This is a genomic window from Gluconacetobacter johannae (assembly GCF_014174305.1).
Classification (GTDB): Bacteria; Pseudomonadota; Alphaproteobacteria; order Acetobacterales; family Acetobacteraceae; genus Gluconacetobacter; species Gluconacetobacter johannae.
Genome location: NZ_JABEQH010000014.1, coordinates 1 through 16,281, shown reverse-complemented (window position 1 = coordinate 16,281; position 16,281 = coordinate 1). Strand labels below are relative to the sequence as shown.

12 protein-coding genes and 1 pseudogene are annotated in these 16,281 nt (G+C 70.2%); 2 read left to right on the top strand and 11 right to left on the bottom strand.

Annotated elements, in window-relative coordinates:
- The first annotated feature begins 10 nt into the window (after positions 1 to 10).
- Complete coding sequence (locus HLH21_RS11025; protein ID WP_182943890.1) at positions 11 to 1,393, top strand: MFS transporter; 1,383 nt, start codon at positions 11 to 13, stop codon at positions 1,391 to 1,393.
- A gap of 132 nt (positions 1,394 to 1,525) precedes the next feature.
- On the opposite strand, the gene HLH21_RS11020 is transcribed toward HLH21_RS11025, so the two are convergent.
- Positions 1,526 to 2,992, bottom strand: coding sequence for a putative Ig domain-containing protein (locus HLH21_RS11020; protein WP_182943813.1), 1,467 nt, complete (start codon positions 2,990 to 2,992; stop codon positions 1,526 to 1,528).
- 30 nt (positions 2,993 to 3,022) lie between these two features.
- Between HLH21_RS11020 and HLH21_RS11015 the strand changes: the two genes are divergently transcribed.
- Positions 3,023 to 3,982 (top strand): efflux RND transporter periplasmic adaptor subunit, encoded by a 960-nt coding sequence (locus HLH21_RS11015; protein WP_246379626.1) that lies wholly within the window; start codon positions 3,023 to 3,025, stop codon positions 3,980 to 3,982.
- Positions 3,983 to 3,998: 16 nt separating this feature from the next.
- Here HLH21_RS11015 and HLH21_RS11010 read toward each other — a convergent pair whose 3' ends face one another.
- The 10 genes and pseudogenes from HLH21_RS11010 to HLH21_RS10965 form a co-directional block, all read right to left on the bottom strand.
- Entirely contained in the window at positions 3,999 to 4,439 is a 441-nt protein-coding gene (locus HLH21_RS11010; protein WP_182943811.1) for a SufE family protein, read from the bottom strand.
- 120 nt (positions 4,440 to 4,559) lie between these two features.
- Complete coding sequence (gene hslU / locus HLH21_RS11005) at positions 4,560 to 5,876, bottom strand: ATP-dependent protease ATPase subunit HslU (protein ID WP_182943889.1); 1,317 nt, start codon at positions 5,874 to 5,876, stop codon at positions 4,560 to 4,562.
- Positions 5,876 to 6,469: an ATP-dependent protease subunit HslV gene (hslV, locus tag HLH21_RS11000; protein WP_182943810.1), complete on the bottom strand. Its 594-nt coding sequence runs from the start codon at positions 6,467 to 6,469 to the stop codon at positions 5,876 to 5,878. The genes hslU and hslV overlap by 1 nt, the downstream gene beginning before the upstream one ends.
- A 55-nt stretch (positions 6,470 to 6,524) precedes the next feature.
- On the bottom strand, positions 6,525 to 8,447 hold the full coding sequence (locus HLH21_RS10995; protein WP_182943809.1) for a response regulator: 1,923 nt from the start codon (positions 8,445 to 8,447) through the stop codon (positions 6,525 to 6,527).
- The gene (locus tag HLH21_RS10990; protein ID WP_182943808.1) at positions 8,444 to 10,360 is read right to left on the bottom strand and encodes a response regulator; all 1,917 of its coding nucleotides are present in this window, start codon (positions 10,358 to 10,360) and stop codon (positions 8,444 to 8,446) included. The genes HLH21_RS10995 and HLH21_RS10990 overlap by 4 nt, the downstream gene beginning before the upstream one ends.
- The gene (locus tag HLH21_RS10985; RefSeq protein WP_264811962.1) at positions 10,327 to 11,427 is read right to left on the bottom strand and encodes a chemotaxis protein CheB; all 1,101 of its coding nucleotides are present in this window, start codon (positions 11,425 to 11,427) and stop codon (positions 10,327 to 10,329) included. The genes HLH21_RS10990 and HLH21_RS10985 overlap by 34 nt, the downstream gene beginning before the upstream one ends.
- On the bottom strand, positions 11,424 to 13,520 hold the full coding sequence (locus tag HLH21_RS10980; RefSeq protein WP_182943807.1) for a hybrid sensor histidine kinase/response regulator: 2,097 nt from the start codon (positions 13,518 to 13,520) through the stop codon (positions 11,424 to 11,426). Before HLH21_RS10980 ends, HLH21_RS10985 begins: the two co-directional genes overlap by 4 nt.
- Before the next feature lie 11 nt (positions 13,521 to 13,531).
- Positions 13,532 to 15,214, bottom strand: a complete 1,683-nt coding sequence (locus HLH21_RS10975) for a methyl-accepting chemotaxis protein (RefSeq protein WP_182943806.1) — start codon at positions 15,212 to 15,214, stop codon at positions 13,532 to 13,534.
- A 6-nt stretch (positions 15,215 to 15,220) separates the two neighbouring features.
- A complete protein-coding gene (locus HLH21_RS10970) occupies positions 15,221 to 15,727 on the bottom strand; it encodes a chemotaxis protein CheW (RefSeq protein ID WP_264811964.1) in 507 nt (168 codons plus the stop codon).
- A 47-nt stretch (positions 15,728 to 15,774) separates the two neighbouring features.
- Positions 15,775 to 16,281, bottom strand: a pseudogene (locus HLH21_RS10965) (hypothetical protein); the annotation flags it as partial.

The following is a 16,281-nucleotide window of genomic DNA, read 5'->3' as shown; positions in this document are numbered from 1 at the left end:
GCCCGTGTCGATGTCCCTGCTGCCCTACATCGTCGCCGCCACGTTCTTCATGGAATATCTCGATTCCACGATCATCGCGACGGCGCTGCCGGCCATGGCGCGGTCGTTCCATGTCGGCCCGAACGAGCTCAGCCTGGGCATGACCGCCTACATGCTGACGCTGGCGGTGTTCATCCCCGTCAGCGGCTGGGCCGCCGACCGGTTCGGATCGCGCACGGTCTTCGCCTGCGCGGTCACGATCTTCACCGTCGCATCGGTGCTGTGCGGCTTCTCGACCAGCGTCGGCACGTTCATCGCCGCGCGGGTGCTGCAAGGCGCGGGCGGCGCGATGATGGTGCCGGTCGGGCGCTTCATCGTGGTACGCAATACCGAAACCAGCCGGATGATCCAGGCCATCTCGACCATCACCTGGCCGGCGGTGGTGGCCCCCGTCGTCGGCCCGACAGTCGGCGGCATGATCGTGACCTTCGCCACCTGGCACTGGATCTTCTTCATCAACGTGCCGCTGGGCCTGGCCGTGCTGGCCGTGATCTTCGCCATCGTGCCGGAACAGTACGGGCCCCGGCGCCCCATGGACTGGGGCGGATTCGTCCTGGGCGGCGCGTCGCTGACCGCGCTCCTGCTGGGCACCGAACTGGCCAGCAACACCCATGCCAGCCTGGTGCTGGCCGGCCTGCTGTTCGCGGCGGGGCTGGTGCTGGGGGCGGCGACCCTGCGGCACGCGGCGGGGCAGGACCATCCCCTGCTGGATTTCCGCCTGATGCGGCACCCGACATTCTCGGTCACCGTGCTGGCCGGCACGCTCAGCCGCTTCAGCATCGACGCCATTCCCTATCTGATGCCGCTGCTGCTGCAGGTCGGCTTCGGCCTCACGGCGTTCCACGCGGGCACGCTGCTGCTGGCCTTCGCATTGGGCAATCTGGGCATGAAGATGTTCACCACCCGCATCCTGGCGACCTATGGGTTCCGCGCCACCGCCTGCGTGAATGCGGCCCTGGGCGTGGCGTTCATCCTGCTGGCCGCGACCATGGTGCCGGCGACGCCGCTTGCGGTTCTGCTGCTGATCCTGCTGGGCTGCGGGGTCACGCGGTCGATGCAGTACACGTTGCTGGCGACATTGGGCTATGCCGACATCAACGACAGCGAAAAGGGCGCGGCCTCCACGTTGCTCAGCGTCAATCAGCAGATGTGCATCGGCCTGGGAATCGCATTCGGCGCGCTGGCCCTGCGCGCGGTCGCGACCCTGCGGGGCGAACATCCCGCCACCGACGCCTTCGTCGCGACTGATTTCCACTGGGCCTTCCTGGTGGTCGCCCTCCCGCTCGCCCTGTCGATCCCGCGCTATCTGCGTATGGACCGCGCGGCCGGAAACGCCCTGCGTACGGCGTCCTGACCAGCAGCCTTCCGCACGGCCCGGGACCTTGATCGGGACAGGAAGGTCGGGCTCTGCCCGAACCCGGCAAGGGCCTCGGCCCTTGCATCCCATTCGTTAGGGCTATGCCCTGTGATGGGTCAGGGGCGAAGCTCAGGCCGGAGCGTGGATGGAACGCCGGTCCAGCAGCGCGCGCGCCTGGTGATGCCGCATCATCGGGCCAACCTGGCGCAGTTGCTCGCCGAACCCGGCCCTGCCCTGCGCCGGCAGACCGGGTGACTGCGGCATCTCCAGCCTGGTATCGAACAGCAGGGCGTTGACGTTCGTCTGAACCTGCCCCAGCCCCTGCTGGACCGCCTGGGTGACCGGCTGCGGATCCATGGTTGCCGACACCAGGCGATCATGGCCGATCACGATGTGAACATCGACGCTGGCCTCATGCCCGAAGGCATCATGACCGACAACCCGGACATCCAGCGAGCCGAACGTGTCTTCCGGCGCCTCACCATCGAAGCGGGAGGACTGCGGATCGAACGACAGCCATGCCGGCAATGGAGCCCCAGTCGCCTGCTCCGCCTGCAAGGTCAGGTTGCGCTCGGTCCCACCGGGAGTGATGAAAGCGCCAGGCGGCACCTCGACGTCGGACGACTGTTCGGTAATGACGAAGCTGCTCAGCGACGAGCCTACGATCCATGTCTGATGGGCGGCCGCAACTCCGCGATCCATGCTGCTGGTGAATGTATCGTCCACCGACGACATCACCGTCGCCAAGGAACTGAGCCCGTCCGCGCCGGTGGAGCCCGAGAGGACCGGCATGCCTCGCTGCGGCAACGTCACGATCGTGGTGCCCAGCGCCACGGTCGTGTTGGACACCGAACTGCTCGGGTCGTTGAGCAGCGTCCTGACATCGGCCACGATTGCGGTCGGCCCGGACAGTAACGTATTGCCGGTTTCGACCAGCGCCACATTCAGGGTGCCCGGCACACCGACATAGCCCGAAACACCCCAGAAACCGACCAGCGCGCTTCCGGGCAGCACCAGGGCGCTCCCGGGCGATATCGTCTCGGGATTGATCGTCTGCCACGACTTGCCGCCGTCCGTGGAATACCGCCACACACCCTGCGTCGTCGGGTTGGCGTTGTCGCCGACGATCGCGATGCCGGCCAGCGTATCGGCGACCGATCCGGAAGGATTGACGGGGGTACGCTGCTGGTCCGCACGATCCGAGAAATTGCCCCCGAACAGGTTCGTCACCGTCTGCCCGTTCCCGATGTCGGCCGGCGCCAGCGTCGCCGTGCCCGTCGCCACCGGCGCGTCATTCACCGCCGTCACCGCAATGTCGAGCGGTTCGCTGGTCGCGCTGATCGACGACGTCCCGCCGGCGCCCGTCACATCCACGCCCGCCTGCGCCACCGGCGTCGCCGCGTTCGCCAGATCCAGCCCGGTTTCCGTGCCATACAGCGGCGCCACCGCGGAATTCTCGATCACCTGCGTCGTCAGCCCCGGCGGCTGGCCGTTGAAATTCGCCACCGGCACGAAATCGACCCGCGCGCCGACAGAATCGCCACCTGGGTCTATCGCTTCTTCCTGTTCACCGGCATCGCCCTGGTCGTCTATCATGCCGTCTTCAGGACGCTGGGCCTCGTGCTCATGGCAATCGAACTCTGGTTTTTCCTGGCGCGCCCCGTGCTGCGGGAGATCGGCGCATGGGGACGACAGATGAGGCTGGCACGCCACACGCGCCGCGCGCGCCTGACCGCCCTCGCGGGGCTCGGGCTCGTACTGCTGCTGCTCGTCCCCTGGCGCGCCCATCTCGTCGCGCCGGCAACCCTGCGGGCGGCGCGGCAGACGACCCTGTATACCGACGAGTCGGGCATCGTGGTCAGCCTGCATGCCTCGGGCGACAGGCTGGCGCAGGGCCAGACGGTGGCGGTCCTGCGTTCGCCGGAACTGGAGCATCAGGCACAGACGACGCAGGCGCGGCTGGACACGCTGCATGCCACACTGGCCAGCCGCACGTTCGACCCCGAGCAGACCGCCGGACTGGACGACACGATCGGGCAGATCGCAAAGGAAACCGCCGAACGCACGCATGTGCAGGCGGCGCTGCAACTGCTGACCCTGCGGGCCCCGTTCGCCGGCCGGCTGGTCGATATGACGCCGGACATCCGGATCGGCGACATGCTGCATCGTCATGAACAGATCGGCACCCTCATCACCCCCGATGACATGGTGATCGAGGCCTATGTCGATGAAGCCGACATCGCGCGCGTGCAGCCGGGGGCCCGGGCGCGCTTCCGGTCGGATATCCACGGCCGCCGGACCCTTGCGGCGCACGTCATTTCGGTGGCGCCGACCTCGCTGAAGGAACTGGACGTGCCCGAGCAGGCCTCGCTCTACGGCGGCGCGGTGCAGGTGCACAAGGACGCGGCCGGGCATATGGTCCCCGACGGCGCGTTCTATCGCGTCACCCTGCGCGTGGATGCGCCGGACAGGCCGGTGACGGCGCGCCTGCGCGGCAGTGTCGCCATCGACTGCCCGCCCACCAGCATCATGCTGCGGGTCTATCGCAGGGCGGTGTCCGTCCTGATGGGCGAGGCCGGCTTCTAGGCCGTTCCCGCCCCCGTCAGGCGTAGGCCGACGCCGCCTGGCGGATCGCCCGCGCCATGGCCTCGACCCCGTTGCCCCGGTTGGTCGACAGCGCCTGCACCAGCCCCAGGTCGCGCAGGAATCCGGGATCGGTCGCCAAAATCTCGGCGGCGCCGCGCCCCGAATAGACCCGCAGCAGCAACGCCACCAGGCCCGAGACGATCGCCGCGTCCGATGCCCCGGCGAAGAACAGGGCGCCGTCCTGTTCGCGCACCTCCAGCCACACCTGGCTCTGGCAGCCAGGGACACGATGGGCGTCGTCCATCCATTCCTTCGGAAACGGCGGCAGCTTGCGGCCCAATTCAATGATGTACTGGTAGCGCTGCATCCAGTCGTCGAACAGTTCCAGTTCTTCGCCAATGGCGGCTACGGCCCCGGAGGCCGTGTCATCCTCGGGCCTGACAAACGGATCGGTCATCATATTTCCTGCATCAGGCCTCGGGGCGCCGCCCTGAAACCCGCCAAAGGCAGTCGCCTTTGGAAACCAGTCGTTATCCATGGTCGGGGTCGGGCAACGCCCGACCCTGGCCGCTCGATCTCAGAGAATGAACCGGCTGAGGTCACCCTTGCGGGCCAGCGGCGCCACCCGTTCCTGCACGTCGGCCGCAGTGATCCGCACCGACTGGCCCGACCGGTCGGACGCGGTGAACGACACCTCCTCCAGCATCCGTTCCAGCACCGTCGCCAGACGGCGGGCGCCGATATTCTCGATCCGCTCGTTGATGTCGGCCGCCAGTTCCGCCAGCGCATCCACCGCATCGTCCGAGAATTCCAGCTCCACACCCTCGGTGCCCATCAGGGCGGTGTACTGCTTCAGCAGCGAATGCTCGGGTTCCGTCAGGATGCGCCGCAGATCGTCGCGCGTCAGCGGCGACAGTTCCACGCGGATCGGCAGGCGTCCCTGCAATTCGGGCAGCAGGTCGGACGGCTTGGCGATATGGAACGCGCCCGAGGCGATGAACAGGATATGATCGGTCTTGACCGGGCCGTACTTGGTCGAGACCGTCGTGCCTTCGATCAGCGGCAGCAGGTCGCGCTGCACGCCCTCGCGCGAGACGTCGCCGCCCCTGAAGCCGCTTTCGGACGAGCGGGCGCAGACCTTGTCGATCTCGTCGAGGAAGACGATGCCGTGATCCTGCGCGTGGGCCACCGCCTCGCTGGTCAGGGCGTCATTGTCCAGCATCTTGTCGGCTTCCTCGCGCGTCAGGGCCTCGCGCGCGGCGGCGACGCTCATGCGGCGGCGCTGCGGCACCCGGTTCATCAGCCCCTTCATCATGTCCGAGAAATTGATGACGGTGCCCGGCGCCATGTTCGGCATCTCGCCCATGCCGCCGCCCCCCTGGGCGTCGGCGACCGAAATTTCGACGTCCTTTTCCTCCAGCTCGCCATTGCGAAGCATGCGGCGGAACTTGCCCTTGGTGTCGGCGGACGCGCCCTCGCCCACCAGGGCGTCGACCAGCCGGTTTTCGGCCGCCAGTTCGGCGCGGGCCTGCACGTCGCGCCGGCGCAGCTCGCGCAGCATGTTCAGCGACACCTCGACCAGATCGCGCACGATGCTTTCGACATCGCGGCCGACATAGCCGACTTCGGTGAACTTGGTAGCCTCGACCTTCAGGAACGGCGCCTGCGCCAGCCGCGCCAGCCGGCGCGCGATCTCGGTCTTGCCGCAGCCGGTCGGCCCGATCATCAGGATATTCTTGGGCACGACCTCGTCGCGCAGGCCCTCGGCCAGCTGGGCACGGCGCCAGCGATTACGCAGCGCGATGGCGACCGCGCGCTTCGCATCGGCCTGGCCGATGATGAAGCGGTCGAGTTCGGAGACGATCTCGCGGGGGGAATGGTTGGGGGCGTCCATCACGATGCGGCCTCGTCCGTCTCCTGGCCCAGGGTTTCCAGGATGACGGAATAATTGGTGTAAACACAGATATCACCGGCGATACGCATGGCGCGCCGCGCGATCTCGGCGGCCGACAGCCCGTCGATGTCCGCCAGCGCCCGCGCGGCCGACAGGGCGTAATTGCCGCCCGACCCGATGGCGATGATGCCGTCCTCGGGCTCCAGCACGTCGCCGTTGCCGGTCAGCGTGAACGAGCGTTCGGCGTCAGCCACCGCCATCATCGCCTCCAGCCGCCGCAGATAGCGGTCGGTCCGCCAGTCCTTGGCCAGTTCGACGCAGGCGCGCTCCAACTGGTTCGGATAGCGCTCCAGCTTGGCTTCCAGCCGCTCCAGCAGGGTAAAGGCATCGGCGGTGGCGCCGGCGAAGCCCGCCAGGATCGAACCGGCCGGGCCGATGCGCCGGACCTTGCGGGCATTGCCCTTGATGACGGTGGCGCCCAGCGTGACCTGGCCGTCGCCGGCCATCGCCACCTGCGCGCCCCGGCGTACGCACAGGATGGTCGTTCCGTGCCAGCCGATGGGGTCTTGGGGGGTCGCGTGAATATTCTGCATGACTGAAACAGATAGGCTGTTCGCGGCGCAGGACAAGAGCCGACGCGCCCGCGCGTCAGCCCGCCATGGCGCGATTGACGTGTTCGGCCAGTTCGGCCTGGGTGAAGGGCTTGCGCAGCACCAGCGCGTCGCCCGGCAGGCTGCCGTCATCGGCATAGCCGGTCAGGAACAGCACGCGCAGATCGGGCCGGATCGCCCGGAGCCGGCGCGCGGCTTCCTCGCCGCCCATCTCCGGCATCATGACGTCCATCACGGCCAGGTCCGGCCCTTCCGCCGACGCCTCCATCCGGGCCAGGGCCTCGGCTCCGCCCTGGGCCTCGGTCACCTCATGCCCCATGGTCCGCAGGAAACCCGCGGTGACCGCGCGCACGCTCGCCTCGTCATCCACCACCAGCACCCGCATGGCGTGCGACGGCGTCACGGGGGCCGTCCGCTCCTCCACCGCCAGGCCGGCGACCGGACAATGGTGGACGGGCAGGTACAGATCCACCCGCGTGCCCTGCCCCGGCGCGCTGGTCACGCGCACGTCGCCCCCCGCATGGCGCACGAAACCGTAGATCATCGACAGGCCCAGCCCGGTGCCGCGCCCCACGTCCTTGGTGGTGAAAAACGGTTCGAAGATCCGGGCCAGCGTTTCGGGCGTCATGCCCGTCCCCTGGTCGGCCACCGACACCACGACATAATCGCCCGGCGCCAGATCACCGCCGGCGGCCGCGTCGTCCATATGGACCCGCGCCGTCGACAGCATGATGACTCCCCCTTCGGGCATCGCGTCGCTGGCGTTGATGCACAGGTTGAGCAACGCCAGTTCCAGTTGCCCCGCATCGGTCCGCACCGGCGGCAGGTCGCCGTCCGGGGCCAGCCCGTCCATCCGGATGTCGAAGGGCACGCGCCCGCCGTCGTGGCCCCGGCGCGACGTCACGCCCTGCATCAGCAGGTCGCGCAGGCCGCGCAGCAGCGCGTTCACATCGACCGGCTGCAGGCTCAGGTCGCGCGGGCGGCTGAAATTCAGCAGCCGCCGTGTCAGGTCCGCGCCCCGCCGCGCCGCCGCCATGGCGTTGTCCAGCAACCGCGCCGTTCCGGGGTCCAGTTCCGGCCCCATGTCGCTGGCCAGCTCCAGCGAACCCATCACCGCCGTCAGCAGGTTGTTGAAATCATGGGCGATGCCCCCGGCCATGGTGCCCAGCGCCTGCATCTTTTCCGCCTGCCGCAGCCGGGCTTCCATTTCCCGCTGCCGCGTGATGTCGCGATTGATGACGACGGAATAGCCACCCTGGCGCGGGTCGCCGCCGCCCAGTTGCGCGCGGGTGAATTCGCGCCAGGTCACGCCCGCGCCGCCGGGGTCGGGAAAGGCGATGACCTCCTCGTCCCGCCCCTCGGCCGCCAGCCGGGCCTCGGCCGCGCGCAGGCCGGGCAGTTGGGCGGGGTCGCACAACTCCTCCTCCCGCCGGCCAAGGCAGGCGGCCTCGTCCCGGCCGAAGAAGGCGGCGGCCCGGCGGTTGATGCGGATAAACCGCCCCTCGGGGTCCTTGAAGCCCAGGCCCGAACGCAGGTTCTGCAACAACCCGCGCAGCAGCATGCGTTCCGTTCCCAGCTCGGCTTCCAGCCGGTGATGCTGCGCCGCCTGCACGATCATGGCGCGCAGCGCGTCGGCATCCCAGGGCTTGTGCGAATAGAACGAGATCCGGCCCTGGTTCAGCGCCGCCGCCACCGCCCCGATATCGGCATAGCCGGTCAGCAGGATGGCCTGCGCGTCGCAGAAGGCGCGGGCCCGCGCCAGCATGACGTCGCCGCCCATCTCCGGCATCCGCTGGTCCGAGACGATGACATCCACATCCCGTCGCCGGGCCAGGATATCCAGCGCCTCGACCGGCGAGGTGGTGGAGAGGATGGTGAACGACTCTTCCAGCAGGTCGGTCAGCGCGACCAGGATCTCGGGCTCGTCATCGACCAGCAGAACGACGGGACGATCGGTCATGCGGCGCCTCGTGCCGGGACGGCGGCCGCATCGGCCGCCAGGTCGTTCATCGTCACCATGTGGGGCTGCCACGGCACCGATATGGTGAAGACCGCGCCGCCGCCGGGCGCATCGGCGGCGGTGATCGTGCCATGGTGGGCCTGCACCACCCCGTAGGCGATCGCAAGGCCCAGCCCCGTGCCCGCCCCGACCGGCTTGGTGGTGAAGAAGGGCTCGAAGATGCGCTCCTTCAGCGCGGCGGGGATGCCCGGCCCGTTGTCCGCGATGGTGAAGACATAGGCCTGCCCGCCATCGGCATCCATCGGGCGCAGTTCGGTCCCGATGCGGATCACGCCACGGCCGGGGGCGTCATTGTCCGTCCCGAGGACGGACGTCTGGGCGGAAGACTGGATGGCGTCAGCGGCATTGCTGATGATGTTCATGATGACCTGGTTCAGAAGGGCGGACTGGCAATAGAGCCGGTCGGGCGCGCGATAGTTGCGTTCCACGACGATACCGCCGCCGAATTTCTGCGTCAGCAGGGCCAGTACCGTCTCCAGCGCCTCGGGCACGTCGATCACCTGGAACTGTCCTTCGTCCAGGCGCGAGAATTTACGCAGGTTCAGCACCAGGTTCTGGATCCGCCGCAGGCCCAGGTTCATCGACTCGACCCGGTCGCGGCATTTCATCAGCGCCGCGTGGCGCTGCGCGATCCCGGCCGCGTCCCCGGCATCCTCCAGGTCGATCACGCGCGCCAGCGCCCGCGCGACCGTGTCCTTGTGCGCCAGGATGAAGGCCAGCGGATTGTTGATCTCGTGCGCGATGCCGGCCACCAGTTCGCCCAGCGACGCCATCTTGGCCGTCTGGACCAGCTTGCCCTGCGTCTCGATCAGCTTGCGGTTGGCGTCGGCCAGTTCGGCGTTCGCCTGTTCCAGCGCCTCGGCCAGCGAGGCCTTGGACGCGATGGCCGCGGCTTCGGCCCGCGCGCTTTCGACCGCGATCTCGCGCGCCTGGCGCTCCAGGTCGACGCGCCGCGCCTCGTCCTGCAACAGCTTGCGGCGGACCAGGGCGCGGATACGCAGCGCCAGCACGTCGGGTTCGACCGCGTCCGACACCAGATCGTCCACCCCGGCCTCGAACACCCGGGCCGAAAACGCGCCCTGCGACGCCTGCCCGCCGCCCAGGCCCATGATGCGCGGGGGCACCCCGCCCGCGACCACCACCTGCTGGCGCAGATCGTCCAGTTCGCGGCAGAAGGCGATGCCGTCGAAGGCGCCGGACGCCAGATCCACCACGACGCAATCGGGCTCCCGCGCCGGGTCGAACCAGTCCTGCCGGTCCACCACCCCGGGTTGCCGCGCCACCGTCACCTCGTGCCCGTCGCGCCGCATCAGGCCGGCCAGCGACGCCACGTCGCGGTCATGCGGCCCCCCGCCGCCGACGATCAGGATACGGGCCCGGCGGAACAGGCGGCTGCCGTCGCCTTGCCGCGCGCTGGTGCTGTCCCGCTGCCGCGCGCTGGCGCCCTCGCGCAGCAGCGCGCGGATGCGAAAGACGATCAGGTCCGGGTCGGCGGATTTCGGCACATAGGCGTCGGCGCCGCTTTCCAGCCCCTCACGCTCCAGCCCCGGCTCGCCGCCTTCGGTCAGCATCAGCACCGGGATCATCCGCGTCACGGCGCTCATACGCAGCTGGCGGGCCATCTGCCCGCCGTTCATGCCCGGCAGGTGATAATCGGCCACCACCAGGTCGGGAATGCGGCCGTCCAGGCTGTCCAGCGCGGCCTCGCCGCTGGCCACCCGCATGACGACAAAGCCGTGGCTTTCCAGCATCCGGCGGATTCTCAGGGCCTGGGTATCGGAATCCTCGACCAGCAGAAGGGTCGCCGGGGCCTCCCCGGTCACGACATCGGCCCTTCCAGCATGCCGGCCCATTCGGTCGTGGGGTGCAAGGCCCCCGCGATCCCCAGCAGGTGCGAGGCGATCGCGCCCTGCGGCAGGCTGACGCACACGGCGCCCATCCGTTCGGCGGCGCCGGGCATGCCATGGACCACCGACGTGCTGCGATCCTCGGCGATGGTGTATCCCCCCGCGCCACGCAGGTCGGCCAGGCCCGACGCCCCGTCTTCCCCCATGCCGGTCAGCAGCACGCCGACTGCGTCGGCCCCCGCCTCGCGCGCCAGCGACGAGAACAGCATGCTGGCCGAGGGACGCTGGCCGCCCATCGCCGGCGCGTGCGACAGCCGGATCTCGTCCCCCGGCCCGACCAGCAGGTGCGTGTCGCCGGGGGCGACATGGACATGGCCCGGGCGCAGGCGTTCCCCCTGCCGGGCCAGCGCGACGGACAGGCTGGTCTGGGCGCCCAGCCAGGCCGCGAACCCCTCCATGAACGCCGCCCCCATGTGCTGGACCAGCACGATCGGCCAGGGAAAGGTGGCCGGCAGCGCCCCCAGGATGTGCGAAAAGGCCGGCGGCCCGCCGGTCGAGGCCGCCATCGCCAGCACCCTGGGCCGCAGGCCCCGCGGCACCGGGACGGGGGCCGGGGTGACGGACCATTCGGCCGACAGCCGCCGGCGGATCACCGGAACCTGGCTCATGATATAAAGCTGGGTCGCGATCGCGGCCCCGCCCTGCGGGCCGGACAGCCAGCCCGCCGGCTTTTCCACCACCGACAGCGCGCCCGACCGCAGCGCGTTCATGGACACCTGCAACGCCGGATCGGTCGAGGCGTCGCTGACGATGACGATGGGCGTCGGGCACGCCGACATGATCCGCCGCGTCGCCTCCAGCCCGTCCATGCCGGGCAGGCGCACATCCATCGAAATCACATCCGGCCGCAACAGGGGCACCAGGCGCAGGGCTTCCTCGGCGGTTTCCACCGCCTCGGCCAGTTCCAGGCGCGGATCGTCGCGGACCAGGCGGACCAGCACCTGCCGGACGACGGCCGAATCCTCGACCACCAGCACCCTGGCCCGGCGGGGCGGCGGAAACGATCCGCTCACAGCACGCCCCGGATCGTGTCCAGCAGGTCGCCCTGCTCGAACCCCTGCTTGGTTATGTAGGCGCGCGCGCCCCCGTCCAGCCCGCGCCGGATATCGGCCTCCTCGTTGCGCGAGGTCATCAGCACGACCGGGATCGACGACAGGCGCGGGTCGGACCTGACCGCATCGAGAAGACCGAAACCATCCATCCGGGGCATCTCCACATCGGTCACGATCACATCGACCCGCCGCGACGAGCGACGGAGCATCGACAGCGCCTCCATCCCGTCGGTCGCCAGCAGAACATCATAGCCGTGGGCCTGAAGGATCGTCTTCTGGAGAGTCCGTGTGGTAATCGAATCGTCAACGACCAGGATGGTCGGCGACCGCGGCTGCGCCGCCACGGGGCCGGCGGACGCCGCCGCGCCGGCAAAAGACCCACCCGCGCCGCCCCCCGTCTGCCAGCGGGCCAGCAGAGTGTCGGGGCTGATGACGAAGACCGGCCGGTCGCCGCGCGGCCAGCCGACCCCCGGCACCAGCTCGCTGTCCAGCCCCACGGCCTCGGCATCCGAAATCTGCAGGATCCGGACCTCGTGCATCCGGTCGACGGCAAAGCCGCAATGCACGCCCTCGGCGGCGACCAGCACCACCGACACCGCCCCGTCATGGACCGGCAGGCCCGCATCCGGCGCGCCCAGGAAGGTCGCAAGGGCCGCCAGCGGCACCAGCGACGCCTCGGCCCGGTCGCCCGCCGCCGGATCGCGCCGATCCTCCAGCGGGAAATAGCTCCGGCCGTCCACCACGCGGATATCGGCCTGCGGCACCCGGACCAGACGTTCGATGGCCCGCCCCGGCAGGCCGATCGTCAGTTCCCCCACCTGGGTCACCAGGACGGTGCGCTGGCGCTGCGACACCGGGACGGTCATCGTCACGACGGTACCCCACGGGTTGCCGGCCTCCATCCGGACCGACCCCTGCAGGGTCCGCGCGGCCTCGGCCACCACCGACAGGCCCATCCCCCGCCCCGCCAGGCGGTCGGCCTCGCCCCGGGTGGAGAACCCGGGGTCGAACACCCGGGCCAGCAGCGTCTCGGGCGCCGGGGAATCATCCCGCTGCACCAGCCCCTGCTGCACCGCCCGGGCGGCAATGGCCTCCAGGTCCGGGCCGCGCCCGTCGTCGGCGACCGACACCAGCAGCCGCACGCCCACCATCCGCACCGACAGCGTCAGGACCGGCACCGGCGGCTTGCCGGCCTCCTGCCGCCGCTGGGCACTTTCCTGCCCATGGACGATGGCGTTCCGCAGCAGATGGATCACCGGGTCGCGCAAGGCCTGGATGACGCGGCGATCCGCCCGCACATCCATGCCCACCAGACGGACCGTGACCTCGCCGCCGCCATGTTCGCGCGCGATCTGGCGCACCATGCCGGCCAGCGACCCGAAGACCGTGCCCGCGGGCACCAGGGTCACCGCCCGCATTTCCTCGCCCAGGCGCAGCATGCCGCGATCGAACTGGCCGGCGATGCGTCCGCGCTCGCGCCCCAGGGCCGTCAGGCCGCGCGTCAGGCGCGCCAGCGCCGCCGCGGGGTCGGCGGTCGCACTGGCCGACCGGGCCGCCGCCACCAGGTCCTCCAGGTCGGCCCACAGGCGCTCCTGCCGCTCGGCCGCGCCCAGCAGGTCGTGCATCACGCCCACCAGCGCGTCGAGGCGCGCGACCGGCACCTGGACATAGGACCCGCCGCCCTCGTCGCGCGGCGGGGCGGCGCCCGGCTCGGGCGCCGCGTCCGGCCCCGGTCCCTCGGGGCCGGGCATGTCCTGCATGTAGGCGTCGATCCGGTCCATGGCCTGGCCGATGGCCGCGACATCGTCCGCGCCGACCGGCTGGTGGCCGTCCAGCAGGCGGAACAGCCGGCCTTCCAGCACATGGGCCACGCCCTCGACGTCGGACAGTTCGACGACGCGCGCCGCCCCCTTCAGGGAATGGACGCGCCGGAACACCTCGCCCAGCGCGCGGCCGTCCATCGGCCCGGCGGCCAGGATGTCGCGGATGACGCGAAGATGATCGCGATATTCGGCCTCGAAGACCGCCAGCAATTCCTGTCGCAGCGTGTCCACGGCGGGCGGCGTCAGGTGCGGTAGCGGGCGGAAATGGCCAGAAGCTGATGCGACAGGCTGCCCAGGTTGCTGGCCGAGGCCTCCAGGTTGCGGGTGCCCGCCGCCGTCTGCTGGCTGGCCTGGCGGATGCTCTGCAAGGCGGTCATCACCTGCTCGATCCCGATCTGCTGCTGGTTGGTCGAGGCCACGATCTGCTGGAAGGCGTGCACGCCCTCCTCGATGCCGCCGGTCATCCGCTCGATGGTGCGGTAGGCGATGTCGGTCCGTTCCTTGCCGGCCGACACGCGCTTGACCGACTCCTCGGTCAGCATCACCGACGTGTTGATGCCGCGCTGGATGTCGCCCAGGATCGAGCGCACATGCTGCGTGGCGTCGCGCGACTGGTCGGCCAGGATCTTCATCTCGGCCGCCACCACGGCGAACGACCGGCCGTGCTCGCCGGCGGCGGCGGCCTCGATCGCCGCGTTCAGCGCCAGCAGGTGCGACCGTTCGGACAGGTCGTTGACCGCCGTGATGATTTCGCTGATGGCGTCGGTGCGTTCGGACAGCGCCACGATGTTGGAGGCCACGGCCTCGGCGCCCTCCTGCGTGCGGTCCATGGCGCGGGCGGTTTCCTCGACCGCCTCCAGCCCGCTGGCCGAACTGTGGACAATCACCTCGGCCGACGAAATGACCTCACGCGCGCGCTTGCTGATCTGCGCGCCCGAATGGGTGATCTGGTCCACGGTGGCCGCCGTTTCCTGCACGGCGGCGAACTGTTCCTCGACGCTGGCCGCCTGCTGCTGGGCCGAGGCCCGGATGTCGGCGACGGCGGCATCGAGGTTGCGGGTCGCCTCGCGGCTCTGCTGCGCGATCTCGCGCAGGCCGTCGATCATGCGGTTCAGCCCGGTCGCCAGGCGCTCGAACTCGTCGCGCCCCACGCCGGACCCGCCGACGGCGGCGCGGGTCGACAGGTCGCCCTGGCCGATCAGCTCCATCACCCGCATCAGCGAGGCCAGCGGGGCCAGGATCGACCGCCGGGTCCAGAACGTCACGATCAGGGCGACGATGACCGCCACCGCCAGGCCCATCGTCAGCGAGCGGCGGCTGAATTCGTACAGCGCCCCGCTCTGGCTCTCGCCGGCCTGCACCCCGCCGTCCAGCGTCGTCGTCGCCTCGGTCACCAGGCGGTCGATCGCCTGGTCGCGGGTATCGAGCTGCGCCGACTGCAACCGCACCGCCGCCTCGTCCCCGCGCCGGATCGCGCCGAACAGGTCGGACGTCGCCCGGCCGTTCTGCCGCACCTGGTCCAGCGTGTCGTGCAGCAGCGAGGCAATCGAGGCGAACATGGTCCGCCGCGCAGCGCCCGAGGCCTCGTCATTCGCCTGGCTCGCGGCCGACAGCGCCTGCGCCAGCGTCTCCTCCGCCTGCCGCGCCTCGCTGCCCCAGTCCGAGATCGCGGCATCCAGCCCGGCGGCGTCCTTGTCGTAGTCGTGGGCATAATAGTGCGACAGGATCGACAGCCGCTGCGCGACCAGGTCGCTCTCGATCGCCCGCAGATGGTTCAGTTGCCGGTAGACCGACAGGTCCCGCGTCACGATCACCGTCATCTCGTCACGGACGTTGCGGATCTGGCCCAGCGCGTAGACGCCGATCGACACCATCAGCATGACGCCGACCATGAACCCGAACAGAAGACGATTGGCGATTGTCACGACGGTTCAGACTCCGAAATGATGCGCGGAAAACAGGCGAACGGGATCCAGCGCCGCGACCACGCGCCCGTCCGGCAGGCCCGCCAGCGGATGGGCGGCGGGCGGGCCGGACGAATCGATGTCCACGACATCCATCACCCCCGTCGTCATGCCCGCCAGCAGCGCCACGCGCGCGACCGGCAGGCCCGGCACGGGACGCAGCAGCAGCATGGCCCGGGCATCCGCCTGGGCCACCCCGCCCAGCAGGATCGACAGGTCGAACACTGTATACAGGTTGCCGACATAGCCATAGACGCCCCGCACCGCGGCAGGGCAGTCGGGGCGACGCGGAATGGCGCTCCAAAGCGGATCGGTGATCCGCAGCACATGCCGCAGATCGACGGCATAGCCCTGTCCGCCGACCTCCAGCGTCACCGCCGGCCGGCTGGCCGGGCCGGCGTCGCGCTGTCCCTGCGCCTGGCTGCCCCCCGCCTGGCCGCGCCGCGCCAGCAGGCGGGCCCGTTCCTCCAGCACCCGCCGCGCAAAATCGCCGGCGCGGGTCGCGGGGCCGTCTTCCGGGCTCAGGACACACCCCGCAGCAGCGGGCCGCGATCGTCAGGGCACGCGCGGTCCGACTCGCCTGCGGGCGGCAGGTCGGAAATATCGTCCGTTCCCTCGTCGCCGATCAGGCGCAGCAGCCCGCCCGCGGTCAGCCCCCCGCCCTCGGGCAGCAGCAGGTCGGGCGGCAGGCGGCCGGCCAGCACGCGCGCCTGGCGCATGACCCGGCACGCCTCGTCCGCGCGCCCGCCGTCGTGCAGCAGATGGGCCAGATGGACATGCGCCATCACATGGTCGCGGCAGAGATACACCGCGCGACGAAATCCCTCCTCCGCCCCGACCCGGTCGTTCAGCCCGGCGGACAGCACGCCCGACATGAAATGCAGGTCGGCGTCCAGCGGGCGATCCTGGATTTCGGCACGGCAGAGCGCCAGGGCGGCCTCGACCGCCCCGCCATCGGCCAGCGCGCGCACGCGCGCCACCGCCCCACGGGGGTCGGGCGGCAGGGCCGCCGCCTTCCGGCGCCCGCC